This is a genomic window from Leifsonia sp. NPDC080035, assembly GCF_040050925.1.
Taxonomy (GTDB): domain Bacteria; phylum Actinomycetota; class Actinomycetes; order Actinomycetales; family Microbacteriaceae; genus Leifsonia.
The window spans coordinates 832,362-844,483 of record NZ_CP157390.1; the positions used below are offsets into that span (position 1 = coordinate 832,362).

Consider the following 12,122-nt stretch of genomic DNA (forward strand, 5'->3'; position numbering starts at 1 on the left):
GAGCTGATGTCCGATTCACCCGCTGCCGAACCGTGGACGCGGGACGGGTCGCGCACCATCTACACGCAGACCGGACGGCAGGCCCTGGCTCTTCTCGCGGACCGTCTCCTGCCCGACGGGCCGCGCACCCTGCTCGCGCCCGCCTACCTTTGCGACAGCATGATCCAGCCGTTCGTCGACCGCGGTTGGCGGCTCCTCGCGTATCCGATGACGCCGGACCTGCACCCGGACGGCGAGGAAGCGATGAGCGTAGCGGCATCGCTCATAGGCGAGCCCTTCGTCGCGCTGGTCGCCGAGTACTTCGGACGCAGCCCCGATGCGGGATTCCGCGCGTTGATCGCCGGTCTCCAGGCCACCGGGGGCACGGTTATCGACGACGAGACCCACCGCGTCCTCGATCCCCGCGACGCCGGCGCCGACCTCACGATCGCGAGCCTGCGGAAGGTGCTCCCCGTGGCGACCGGCGCCTACCTGCGCTCCTCGGCCCGTCCCCTGCCCGAGCCCCGGCTTCCCGACGAAGGCGAGGACGCGGAGCGGTGGGATGCGATGGATGAGAAGTCGCGAAACGGGAACGGCACGAGCGGATCAGACCGCTACAAGAGCCTGTTCGCCGCGGCCGACGAGCGCCTCGAGCGCGCGGACACCCCGCGTCTTATCGGCGAGCGCTCCCGTCGGACTCTGAGCGTCCTCGACTACACGGCACTGGCTGAGCGCCGCCGCAGCAACGCGGCAGCGCTCACGAGCGAGCTCGCGCCTCTCGGTGTTCCGGTGCTCAATCCCCCCGTCGATGAATCGATCCCCTCGCACCTGGTCGTCCGCGTACCCCGCGCCGCCGCTGTGCAGCGGCGGATGGCGGCTCGCGGCGTGTTCTGCCCCATCCACTGGCCCGAGAGCACCCTGCTCCCCAGAGGTCGGCCCTGGCCGTCCGAGTTCCTCTCCATCCCGGTCGACCACCGCTACGACGCGGACGACATGCGCCGTGCGGCACGCGCCCTGCAGGAGTCTCTGGCATGAACGGTCTCCTGATCGGAACGGGCGAGGGCATCACGTCGCGCTCTGTCTACTTCACACGCGGCTACGGAGAGGCGGCCGCCATCACCGACGGCGGCCGCTGGACCATTCTGTCCACGGCGGACGGATCGTGGCAGCTGCCGCTCGTCCTGGTCCCCGCCCCGTACGGTGATGGGTTCGAGGCGAGAAGTCCGTACGGGTACGCCGGCATCCACATCGACCCCGCCATCGGCACGGGCGAGGCGCAACGTCTGTGGCGCGAGTCCATCGAGGTGCTGCGCGGGCTGGACGTCGTGACGGTCTTCCTCCGGTTCTCGCCGCTCGACGTCGGATCCGCTCTGCGGGCGCGCGACCTCGAGGGGCTGACGGTGCGGCACGTCTCGGATACGGTCCTCGTTTCGACCGCGGACGCGGATTCCGTCTGGAACGCGCTGCGCGGCCGGGCCCGGACGGCGATCCGCAAGGCCAGGGCGGCGGGGATGACCGCCGAGCTGCGGCCGGCGACCGCGGACGACCTCTCGTCCGGCTCGGCGTTCCGGCGGCTGTACGAGGGCACCATGGCGCGGGTCGGCGCGGCGGATCGGTACTACTTCGCCGACGACTACTACCGCGCGCTTCTCGACGGCCTCGGCGAGGACCTGCTCGTCTGCACCGTCCGGGATGCCGCTCACGGACCGGTCGCGGCGTCGCTCGTCATGGTCGACGGCGACGGCCTCCACTACCACCTCTCCGGATCGACGCCGGAGGGCGCGAGGGCCGGGGCGAACAACCTGCTGATCTGGCAGATCCTCTCCGATGCGAGCGCCCGCGGCCTGCGTCACGTCCACCTCGGCGGAGGGGTGTCGAACGCCGACTCGCTGTTCCGTTTCAAGGAGTCGTTCGGAGGCGCGATCGTTCCGTTTCATATCGGCAGCGCCGTCATCGATCCCGTCGAATACGACCGCCTCGTCTCCCGGAGGGCCGCCGAACGAGCCGTACCGGTGTCCGCCCTCGTGGACTCCGGGTACTTCCCCGGGTTCCGCGCGACGGAGGCGGCGGGATGAATCGACGCTACGTGCGGGCGCGCTCGGTCGCGGACCGCGTCGTCGCCGCGGTCCTTCTCGTCCCCGCGCTGCCCGTGATGGCCGTCATCGCGCTGACGATCGCCGTCAGGATGGGCCGGCCGGTCCTGTTCCGCCAGCAACGGATCGGCATGGGCGGCCGTTCGTTCGAGATCCTGAAGTTCCGGACGATGGTGCCGGATGCCGAACGCATCGGCGGAGGGTACTTCCCAGACGGCCTCGACCTGGTACCGCCCCTCGGTCGGTTCCTCCGGCGGTCCAGCCTCGATGAGCTCCCGCAGCTGCTGAACGTCGTGCGCGGAGACATGGCGTTCATCGGCCCGCGACCGGCGCTGGTGAGCCAGTTCGCGCGCTACACGCCAGAGCAGAAGCGTCGAGTGTCGGTTCCGCAGGGGATCACCGGCCTCGCCCAGGTCGTCTACCGAAACGACGCGCCGTGGTCGAAGCGGATCGAGCTCGATGTCCACTACGCGGAGCACATCGGTCTGCGGATGGACGCGCGCGTTCTCGCCCTCACCGTGCGCGGGCTTCTGACCGCATCGGGTGTCGTCGAGGGCCAGACCGCGGCCGACGTGGACGATCTCGCACCGCCCGCCGACACCGGCATCCCGACCGAACGAGGAGAACTATCGTGAACGCTGCAGAGCCGACCGTCGCCCTTCGCCCCGTCGAACGGACCGACCTCGCCTTCCTGCGCGAGCTCTCCAACGAACCGTTCGTGCGGGACCACGTGGTCGGCTGGGATTGGCCGCTCTCGCTCGCAGGACAGGAGGCGTGGTACGAGACGACCCTGCGGGACAGCGCCACGAGGCGTTTCATCGTCGAGACGGCCGCCGGCCAGCCCATCGGCATGACCGGCCTCTGGGATATGAACTGGCGCGACCGCACCGCGCTCACGGCTCTGAAACTCGGCGGCGCGGAAGACGTGCGCGGCCGTGGTTACGGCACCAGTGCCATCCGCGCCGTGATGGACTTCGCGTTCCTCGACGCAGGCCTGAACAAGCTGTACAGCACGATCCTCGCCGACAACGATGCCTCCAGGGCGGCGTACGTTCGCAAGTGCGGCTGGACCGAGGAGGGCGTGCTGCGCGAACATGTCTGGCGCCACGGCCGCTATGTCGACCTCATCCAGATCGGGATGCTGCGCTCCGACTTCGACGCCCTCCGTGCTCGGGAGGACTCCCGCGCATGAGGATCCTCATGGTGAGCCAGTACTACAGGCCCGAGGGCGCGCACGTGGTGAACGAGTTGGCGGAGACACTCGCCGAGCGCGGACACGAGGTCGTCGTCCTCACCGGTTTCCCGAACTATCCGGCTGGCGTGCTGTTCGAGGGCTACCGCCAGTCGTGGCGGTCCGTGGAGAGCGACGGCGCCGTGACGGTCCGGCGAGTGCCGCTGGTGACGAGCCACTCGTCGAATCCCCTCGGGCGCATCCTCAACTACGCCAGCTTCGCCCTGTCGACGCTCACGGCCTCCGGGCTCGCCCGGCGCGCCGACGTCGTCTACGTGTACGCGACGCAGATGACGGCGGCTCTCGCTCCCGCGATCTGGCGCGCGTTCGGCGGTGCACCGTACGTACTGCACGTGCAGGACCTGTGGCCCGAGTCCATCACCGAGTCCGGCATGCTGCCCCCGGCCGTTTCGAAGACCGTCGAACGCTCGCTGTCGGGTTGGCTGCGCTGGACGTACCAGCGGGCGGCTGCGACGATCGCGATCGCTCCGACCATGCTGCGTACACTGCGTACGCGCGGTGTACCGCGTGATCGCGGCCACGTGGTGTTCAACTGGGGCAGGCGGATCGCCGATCCGACCGATCCAGCCGCGGGCGGCGAAACCGGCGAGAACGAAGCCGACGGGGTGGGGCTCGATGTGATGTATGCAGGGACTCTCGGCGATCTGCAGGACCTCGACACGGCGATCCACGCCGCGCATCTCGCGTCGGACCTGGAAGGGTTCACGCTGCACATTGTCGGCGGAGGGCTGGCGGAACCGCGGCTCCGGCGCCTCGCCGAAGAGCTCGGCACCACCAACGTGCGGTTCCACGGCCTCGTCCCCTCGGACCGGATGGCGGCGATGTACCGACGGTCGCACTTCCAACTGGTGCCACTGCGCGATATCGAGATCTTCCGGGGCACGATACCGTCCAAGTTCCAGGCGAGCATGTCCCTCGGGATCCCTGTGGTGACGACCGTCGCCGGCGACCTCACCGAGATCGTACGGACGAACGAGCTGGGGTTCGCCGCGCGGCCAGAGGACCCGGCGTCGCTCGCTCGGGCGTTCCGCGAAGCGCACGCGGCGTCGGCGGAGCAGCGCTCCGCGTTCGCCGAGCGGGCGCTCGACTACTACGACAAGACGATGACGCGAGAGACGTCGACGGCCCGGATCGAGCAGATCCTCGCCACGGCGGCTACGGAGGGCACCCGATGAATCAGGACGCACGGACCGACGCCACGCCTGGCGGTGGCTACGAGGGCAAGCGCGTCCTCATCACCGGCGGAACGGGCTCATTCGGCCACACGGTTGCGGCGAAGCTCCTGACCAGGGATGTCGCCGAGGTGCGCATCCTCAGCCGTGACGAGGCCAAGCAGGACCTCATGCGCCACGAGCTCGGCGACTCGCGCGCGCGCTTCTACCTCGGCGACGTTCGCGACTACGAGAGTGTCGAGCGGGCCAGCAGGGATGTCGACTACGTGTTCCACGCCGCCGCGCTGAAGCAGGTCCCGTCGGGCGAGTTCTTCCCGATGGAGGCGGTGAAGACGAACGTCATCGGCAGCGAGAACGTGGTGCGCGCCGCAGAGCGGTCGGGCGTGCGCTCGTTGGTGTGCCTCAGCACCGACAAGGCCGTCTACCCTGTGAACGCCATGGGCATGAGCAAGGCGCTGATGGAGAAGGTCGCCCAGTCGCACGGGCTCAACAACCCGAATGCGGACACGATCGTCTCGTGCGTGCGCTACGGCAACGTCATGTACTCGCGGGGCTCGGTGATCCCGCTGTTCATCCGCCAGCTGAAGGCCGGCGGCCCGCTCACCGTGACCAATCCCGAGATGACCCGCTTCATGATGTCGCTCGCCGACTCGGTCGACCTCGTCGAGTACGCGTTCCGCAACGCGCGGCAGGGCGACCTGTTCATCCGGAAGGCGCCGGCCTGCACGATCGGCGACCTCGCGGCGGCGGTTGCGACGCTCTTCGGTGCCGACCCTCGCGTGGAGGTGATCGGCACCCGTCACGCCGAGAAGGTCTCGGAGGTGCTCGCCAGCCGCGAGGAGCTGTCGCGTGCGCTGGACCGCGGCGACTACTTCCAGATCTCGGCCGACAAGCGCGACCTCAACTACAGCGTGTACGTGGAGCAGGGCGACACGACGCAGACGGAGTACACCGACTACGACTCGCACACCACGACGCGGCTCACGATCCCCGAGGTGCAGGAGCTGCTGCTCACCCTGCCCGAGGTGCACGCCGAACTGCGCGCCGCGGGGATCGACCCCGAGCGGGTGGTGGTCGCATGACCACGGTCGCCCTCACCGGAGCGGGCGGCTTCCTCGGCTGGCACACCCGTGCCGCCGCGCACGCCCAGGGCATCGACGCACGCCCCGTCCCGCTCGGCGACGCCTTCGTCCCGGAGTCGGCCGCCGATGCGATCTCGGGAGCCGACCGGTTCATCCACATCGCCGGGATCAACCGGGCGCCCGAGGAGGAGGTGCTCGCCGGCAATGTCCGTCTCGCCGAGCAGGCCGCGAGCGTGCTGGAGCGCGCCGAGCGACCGCCGGCGACGGTCGCCTACGCGAACTCCATCCAGTCCGGCAACGGCACGCCGTACGGCCACGGCAAGCAGGCCGCGGCCGACGTGCTGCGGGCGGCCGCGGAGCGTATCGGTGCCGACTTCGTCGACCTGCGGCTCCCGAACCTGTTCGGCGAGCACGGAAGGCCCTTCTACAACTCCGTCGTCGCCACCTTCAGCCACCAGCTGGCGATCGGAGATGCGCCGCATGTCGACCAGGACCGCGAGCTGGTCCTGTTGCACGCCCAGTACGCGGCGGACGCCCTGCTCGGGACGCTCGACGGAGTCGGCCTCGCCGGGAGCGAGGTCCGGGAGAGCGTCACGGGACTCCTGACCCGGCTCTCCGCCCTGGCCGCCACGTACACGCACGGCGGCGAGATCCCCGACCTGAGCGATGCGTTCGAGCGCGATCTGTTCAACACCTTCCGCGGGGCCGCCTTCGAAGAGGTGACGCCCATCCGCCCCGACCGGCACGCCGACGCGCGCGGCTCGTTCTTCGAGATCGTCCGCTCGCACGGCGGGGCGGGACAGACCTCCTTCTCGACCACGGCGCCGGGGATCACCCGAGGCCAGCACTACCACCGGCGCAAGGTCGAGCGGTTCACGGTGCTCTCCGGCGAAGCGGTGATCTCGCTCCGCCGGCTCTTCACGACAGAAGTGCTCGAGTTCCGCGTCTCCAGCGATTCGCCTGCGAGCATCGACATGCCGACCATGTGGGCGCACAACATCACGAACGTCGGCGATTCCGAGCTGTACACCGCCTTCTGGTCGAACGAGCTGTTCGATCCGGAGCGCCCCGACACGATAGCGGAGCCCGTATGACCACCCCCAGCACGACCGCCGACCGGCTCAAGGTTCTCACCGTCGTCGGCACCCGGCCCGAGATCATCCGCCTCGCCGCGACCATCAAGCGCCTGGACGCGACGACGGACCACGTCCTCGTGCACACCGGCCAGAACTACGACTACGAGCTCAACGAGGTCTTCTTCGAGGATCTCGGATTGCGGCGCCCCGACCATTTCCTCGACGCGGACACCAGCTCGCTCGGCGCCGTGCTCGGCTCGGTCCTCACCAAGGTGGAGGCGGTGCTGCGCGACGAGCGCCCGGACGCCGTGGTCGTCCTCGGCGACACGAACAGCTGCATCGCGGCCCTCATGGCCCGTCGGATGCGCATCCCGGTGTACCACATGGAGGCGGGCAACCGAAGCTTCGACCAGAACGTGCCGGAGGAGGTGAATCGGCGCATGGTCGACCACGTCTCCGACTACAACCTCGTCTACACGGAGCACGCCAGGCGCAACCTGCTCGCCGAGGGCATCCACCCGTCGCGGATCCTGCTCACCGGCTCGCCGATGCGGGAGGTGCTCGCCGCGAACGCGGACGCGATCGCGGCCAGCACCATCGTCGATGAGCAGGGCCTGACCGAGGGCGGATACTTCCTGGTCAGCCTGCACCGCGAGGAGAACGTGGACGATCCGACACGCCTCGCCTCGGTGCTCGACGCGCTCGGGCAGCTCGCCGACGAGTACGACATGCCGGTCCTGGTCTCCACGCACCCCCGGACCCGCAACCGCCTGGAATCGCAGCCCGACGAGCTGAAGTCGAAGCTCCGCTTCCACCCGCCCTTCGGCTTCAACGACTACGTGAAGCTGCAGCAGTCCGCCAAGCTGGTGCTGTCCGACAGCGGCACGATCAGCGAGGAGTCGAGCATCCTCGGTTTCCCCGCGGTGACGCTGCGGGACGCGATCGAGCGACCGGAGGCGATCGATGCCGGGGCGATGGTGACCGCCGGCGTGACCGCTCGGTCGGTACTCGCCGCCGTGCGGCTGGTCCTCCGCGAAGAAGCCGAAAATACCCCGCACGAGGTTCCGGCGGAGTACCTGGTGGCCGATTGCTCCGTGCGTGCAGTGAACTTCATCCACTCCACGGTGTTCACGCACCACGCCCGGAATGCGCAGAGGGTGCACGCTCGATGAGCAGCGCGCTGGTTCATCTGGTCAATCTCGTCTCGGCGGTCCTTCCGCAGACACGTGCGTTCGGTCTCCGACGCCGGATGTACAGGTCGGTCGGGGTCCGCGTCGGCGCCGACGTGCGCATCAACGGTGGAGTTGTCATCCAGTACCCGAACGTCTCCATCGGCGCAGGGACCTGGGTCGGGCGTCGGTCGGAGTTCGCCTGTTCACCTCGCGCCGCCGTGATCATCGGCGCGCACTGCGACATCTCGCAGGACGTGCTCTTCGTCACCGGATCGCACGAGATCGGTGACACGGACAAGCGGGCCGGTTCCGGAACCAACCGCGCGATCTCCGTCGGGGACGGATCGTGGATCGGCGCCCGGGCGACATTACTGGGCGGAACCGTCCTCGGGATCGGCACGGTGGTCGCCGCCGGTGCCGTAGTCACAGGCGAATTCCCTCCCAACGTCCTGCTGGCAGGAGTACCCGCCAAGGTGATCAGAGAGCTCGGCTGAGAGGGGTGAGTGGTGTGACGGCGGAACGCGGATCTGCGCGCTCGGTCCTCGGCGCGGGCGCGGCCGTCGGAACGGCTCGGGTCTTCTCGCTCGTCTGCGCGGCGGTGCAGCTTCCGCTGCTCACCGCGCTGCTCACGCCCGCGGAATACTCTCTCGTCGCGCTTGCGATCGCCGTCTCCACCTACTTCAGCCTGGTCACCGCCGAGCCGATGATCCTCGCATTCCAGCGGTATCCGGGCTCACGGGACGACCGAGGGACGTATCGCTACGCACTCACACGCAGTTCCGCAGCGCTGTTGGGCTTTGGCATCGCCATCGTCGCGGTGGCCATCTTCATCGGGGAGTGGCGGACCGCTCTGGCGATCGTCGGCTGGGGCATCGGGATGGCCGTTACCCGCCTCGTGTCCACTGCGTGGTTGATGTGGGCGGACCCGTGGCGCTACGCCGTCAACCTCATGGTCTCAACCGGTGTTCGCACCGCCGGGCTCGTTGGGCTGATCGTCGTCGGTGTTGAGGGTGCGCTGGCCATCGCGATCGCGGGAGTCGCCTCGGCCCTCGCCACCCTCGCCCTCAGCCCGAAGGTCCGAGGTGTGATCGCCCCTCGCAGGCCCCCGTGGACATGGCAGTTCGGAATGCATCTGGCAGCAGCCTCACTTGCCGTGACCGTACTCACCAGCGCGAGTCTGGTGATGCTTCCTGCCTTCGTCAGCAAGACCGAGGTGGGTCGCTTCGCGGCGATGACGCAGATCGCGACCCTCACCTGTGGTGCGGTGCTCGGCCTCATCCTCACGGTGGCGTATCCCGCACTGCGGCGGCTCTGGGACGACGGCCACCGTGCGGTGGCGACCACGCGGCTGGCCTTCCTCGCCGAAGTCTGCCTCGGCTGTGCCCTCGGAGCCATCGCGGTGTTCACGTTCGGGAATTTCTGGATCGTACGCCTCGTCGTCGGTACCGACTATCTCGATGGAGCGATCATCCCGGCCCTCACCCTTGGCACCGCCCTCGCATCGATGGGCCAGCTTTCCGGCTGGTACCACCAGTTCCAGTTCGAGGCCGCAGTCGTGAGCAGGCGCACGTGGATCGCCGCCGTCGCCGGTGTCGTGATCACGGCGGCCGGAGCATGGGTGCTGGGCACGACGGGTGCGGCCGCTGGCGTGACGCTCGGCTTCTTGGTCTACTTCCTCCTCCTCCAATGGCGCACGGGTCTCACCCCACGACTGGCCTACGGAGCCGTTGCGGCAACTGCGGGGTGCCTGCTCGCCGCACTCGTGCCCGGGGAGCTCGCCGAATGGCTAGTGTGCGCGTGCAGCGGGATCGGCGCGATCGTCATTCTCGGCCATCTGATGTGGAGGCTCCGTGCCAAGCGCATATGACCTGGTCTTCTGGCAGAACACCCTCTCGGCGCACCAGGCGCCCTTGCTGCGAGCTCTGAGCGACTCCCTCGATCAGCGCGTCCTCCTGGTGGTGACGCGAGGACCCAGCGACGACCGCATTGGTTTCGGATGGGAGGACCTGGACTACGGCTCGACGCGGGTTCTCGTGTCCGACAGCCCAGAGGAACGTTCACGCGTCGCACGCGAGACGCTGGCCGCTCGTGCACACGTCTTCTCCGGCCTAGGCGCCTACCCCGCTATCGACGCCGTGCGCAGACAGCTCGCAGTGGTCGATGATCATCCGCACCTGGCCGTGGTCACCGAGTCGCTCGACTCCCGCGGCGTCAGAGGAGTCGCCCGGGTCCTCCGGCTTCGGATCCGCGCGCCGCGAGAAGCGGGGACTGTCGACACCATCTTCACCATCGGGCCGCTGGCACATCGCCAATTCGCTCGATCGGTGCGCCGAGCGGGGACGGTCGTGCCCTTCGCGTACGCGGTGGAGGACGCTCGGCCCGTCGCACGCTCACAGTCGGACCGCTCGCGCCTCATCTTCGTCGGTTCGCTCACGGAGTGGAAGGATCCCGCTCTCATTCTCGAGGCGCTCAGTCGGGTGAGACGGTCGGATTGGACTCTGACTCTCATCGGGCGCGGACCTCTGAAGCAGTCCCTCGAACGACAGGTGAGCGCTCGGGGCTTCGGCGATCGAGTGCGCTTCATCGAAGCGCTTCCCGCCACGCAGGTACGGCACGAGATCGCCGAGAGCGACGTGCTCATCCTCCCGAGTCGTTATGACGGGTGGGGAGCAGTGGTGTCCGAGGCGCTGATGTCGGGGACGCGCGTGCTTGTGAGCGACGGGGCAGGAGCGAGCGAGTTGGTGGTCTCGCCGCTGCAGGGGGCCGTGTTCGCCGCGGGCGATGCTCCGGCACTCGGCGCGCTTCTGACGTCCGAACTCGCGACCGCCGGCGATCCTTCGCGGCGCGAGAAACTGGCCGCCTGGGCGGCCTCGCACATCGCTCCGAGCGTGATGGCAAGATACTTGGTGGCCCGGTTCACCGATCCGGGAAGCGCGAGACACGCGCCGTGGGAGTCCGGAGGCGCGAATGTCTGATTCGACAGGCCGGCGCCGATGAGCAACGTCATCTGGATCGGGTCGGCCGTCGTGCTTGCGATCGCCGCGACCATTCTTGCGTGCGCGGGAAACGCCGGGGTCGTCCTCGCCGGCCTGGCGATCGTCGCGCTTCTCATCACCCTCGGTTTCCCGCGGGCGCGCGCGGTCTTCTTCGCCGCCGCAGGGTGCCTGCTCATCGTGTTCGCCTCGAGTGTGTTCATTCCGGATGATGGGGCGACCGCGTCCATCGCCCTCCGGGTAGCCGGTACGGTGCTGCTCGTCGGGGGAGCCATCCAATCGGCCGCGCACGGCTTCACCGCATCTCGCGCCGAGCGCCGTCTGGTGTTCGCCTGGCTCATGACGCTGCTCGTGCCGGTGGCGCTCTACATCACCCTCGCCACGATCCCTCACAGCATGTGGGCGACCTTCCTGTCGTACGGGATCGGTGTCATCCTGATGGCTGCGATAGTGACGTCGAGCGCGCCACAACTGGCGAGTGGCACGCTCCGGCAGGCTGTCGTGCTCGCACTCGCAACCACGATCATCGCCTCACTGCTGGCGGGTTTCCTCATCCCTGATCTCGCCATCGAGCAGGGCAGGCTGCGCGGCGTTCTCAACAACGCGAACCTCCTGGGGTTCTACGCTTTCCTTCTCGGTGTCGTCGCGCTCACCCTGGTGAAGCGGGCACCTGCGCGCTGGGGGCTGCTTGGCGTATCCGCGATCACGCTCCTCTGGACGGCCAGCAGGGCGAGCACGCTCGCACTCGTCATCGCCGTGATCGTGTTGATCCTGTTCACGCGCTTCGCGACGGGGGTCCTGGTCGCCGGCGCACTCGCCCTGGTCGGGGTCTGCGTCGGACTCGTCTGGCCGAACTTCTTCGATCTCTTCGATGGCATCGTCCGAGGAAACAACTCCAGAAGCGGCTCGTGGGATGTCGCGGTCTCCGCTCTCAATCTCAGCCCGTGGAGCGGCGTCGGGCTCGGAAACGAGGCGTCGATCATCGCAAGCAGTCCGCTGCGTGCTGCCGCCGACGCCGGCTATCCGGGTCTCATAACGATCGCAATTCTCTGGCTGGCCATGCTCGTCCTCAGCGCACGAATCGGAGGGCGGGTCTTCGCCCTCACCGTCGCCGCGGTGATCCACAGTTGCTTCGAGGGCTGGCTGCTCTCGCCGGTCGGGCCGATGATCCTCATTTTCGCTATGACATGGCTGACGATCGCGGACCTGGATATCGGTCGGAGGAATGCGCCGCTCGCGAGCTCCACCCCGACCGGGCTCCCCGAGTTTCGACCGCAGCGGGCCACCGCATGACCCGCGTCGG

At 68.6% G+C, this 12,122-nt stretch carries 12 protein-coding genes; all 12 read left to right on the forward strand.

From position 1 onward, the window contains the following. Nucleotides 1–6: 6 nt before the first annotated feature. From AAME72_RS04075 to AAME72_RS04130, 12 genes are read left to right on the forward strand one after another with little or no spacing between them, the layout of a single operon-like run. On the forward strand, nt 7–1,014 hold the full coding sequence (locus tag AAME72_RS04075) for a hypothetical protein (protein WP_348788958.1): 1,008 nt from the start codon (nt 7–9) through the stop codon (nt 1,012–1,014). Further along, entirely contained in the window at nt 1,011–2,054 is a 1,044-nt protein-coding gene (locus tag AAME72_RS04080) for a GNAT family N-acetyltransferase (RefSeq protein ID WP_348788959.1), read from the forward strand. Before AAME72_RS04075 ends, AAME72_RS04080 begins: the two co-directional genes overlap by 4 nt. Continuing rightward, complete coding sequence (locus AAME72_RS04085) at nt 2,051–2,707, forward strand: sugar transferase (protein ID WP_348788960.1); 657 nt, start codon at nt 2,051–2,053, stop codon at nt 2,705–2,707. The genes AAME72_RS04080 and AAME72_RS04085 overlap by 4 nt, the downstream gene beginning before the upstream one ends. Beyond that, the gene (locus tag AAME72_RS04090) at nt 2,704–3,264 is read left to right on the forward strand and encodes a GNAT family protein (RefSeq protein ID WP_348788961.1); all 561 of its coding nucleotides are present in this window, start codon (nt 2,704–2,706) and stop codon (nt 3,262–3,264) included. The genes AAME72_RS04085 and AAME72_RS04090 overlap by 4 nt, the downstream gene beginning before the upstream one ends. After that, a complete protein-coding gene (locus AAME72_RS04095) occupies nt 3,261–4,499 on the forward strand; it encodes a glycosyltransferase family 4 protein (RefSeq protein WP_348788962.1) in 1,239 nt (412 codons plus the stop codon). Before AAME72_RS04090 ends, AAME72_RS04095 begins: the two co-directional genes overlap by 4 nt. Further along, entirely contained in the window at nt 4,496–5,578 is a 1,083-nt protein-coding gene (locus AAME72_RS04100; RefSeq protein ID WP_348788963.1) for a polysaccharide biosynthesis protein, read from the forward strand. The genes AAME72_RS04095 and AAME72_RS04100 overlap by 4 nt, the downstream gene beginning before the upstream one ends. Beyond that, nucleotides 5,575–6,672 (forward strand): NAD-dependent epimerase/dehydratase family protein, encoded by a 1,098-nt coding sequence (locus AAME72_RS04105; protein ID WP_348788964.1) that lies wholly within the window; start codon nt 5,575–5,577, stop codon nt 6,670–6,672. Before AAME72_RS04100 ends, AAME72_RS04105 begins: the two co-directional genes overlap by 4 nt. Next, nucleotides 6,669–7,826 carry a UDP-N-acetylglucosamine 2-epimerase (non-hydrolyzing) gene (gene wecB / locus AAME72_RS04110; protein WP_348788965.1) on the forward strand — a complete coding sequence of 386 codons (1,158 nt, stop codon included), beginning with the start codon at nt 6,669–6,671 and terminating at the stop codon, nt 7,824–7,826. The genes AAME72_RS04105 and wecB overlap by 4 nt, the downstream gene beginning before the upstream one ends. Continuing rightward, nucleotides 7,823–8,320, forward strand: a complete 498-nt coding sequence (locus AAME72_RS04115) for an acyltransferase (RefSeq protein WP_348788966.1) — start codon at nt 7,823–7,825, stop codon at nt 8,318–8,320. The genes wecB and AAME72_RS04115 overlap by 4 nt, the downstream gene beginning before the upstream one ends. Before the next feature lie 14 nt (nt 8,321–8,334). Beyond that, nucleotides 8,335–9,693 (forward strand): hypothetical protein, encoded by a 1,359-nt coding sequence (locus tag AAME72_RS04120; RefSeq protein ID WP_348788967.1) that lies wholly within the window; start codon nt 8,335–8,337, stop codon nt 9,691–9,693. Next, nucleotides 9,677–10,801: a glycosyltransferase gene (locus tag AAME72_RS04125; protein WP_348788968.1), complete on the forward strand. Its 1,125-nt coding sequence runs from the start codon at nt 9,677–9,679 to the stop codon at nt 10,799–10,801. The genes AAME72_RS04120 and AAME72_RS04125 overlap by 17 nt, the downstream gene beginning before the upstream one ends. Nucleotides 10,802–10,819: 18 nt before the next feature. Then, complete coding sequence (locus AAME72_RS04130; protein WP_348788969.1) at nt 10,820–12,112, forward strand: O-antigen ligase family protein; 1,293 nt, start codon at nt 10,820–10,822, stop codon at nt 12,110–12,112. Nucleotides 12,113–12,122 lie beyond the last annotated feature (10 nt).

Coding starts and splice junctions, on each gene's coding strand:
- wecB (WP_348788965.1), top strand. CDS start 6,669: ATGACCACCCCCAGCACGACCGCCGACCGGCTCAAGGTTCTCACCGTC.
- AAME72_RS04115 (WP_348788966.1), top strand. CDS start 7,823: ATGAGCAGCGCGCTGGTTCATCTGGTCAATCTCGTCTCGGCGGTCCTT.
- AAME72_RS04075 (WP_348788958.1), top strand. CDS start 7: ATGTCCGATTCACCCGCTGCCGAACCGTGGACGCGGGACGGGTCGCGC.
- AAME72_RS04100 (WP_348788963.1), top strand. CDS start 4,496: ATGAATCAGGACGCACGGACCGACGCCACGCCTGGCGGTGGCTACGAG.
- AAME72_RS04095 (WP_348788962.1), top strand. CDS start 3,261: ATGAGGATCCTCATGGTGAGCCAGTACTACAGGCCCGAGGGCGCGCAC.
- AAME72_RS04080 (WP_348788959.1), top strand. CDS start 1,011: ATGAACGGTCTCCTGATCGGAACGGGCGAGGGCATCACGTCGCGCTCT.
- AAME72_RS04130 (WP_348788969.1), top strand. CDS start 10,820: ATGAGCAACGTCATCTGGATCGGGTCGGCCGTCGTGCTTGCGATCGCC.
- AAME72_RS04105 (WP_348788964.1), top strand. CDS start 5,575: ATGACCACGGTCGCCCTCACCGGAGCGGGCGGCTTCCTCGGCTGGCAC.
- AAME72_RS04085 (WP_348788960.1), top strand. CDS start 2,051: ATGAATCGACGCTACGTGCGGGCGCGCTCGGTCGCGGACCGCGTCGTC.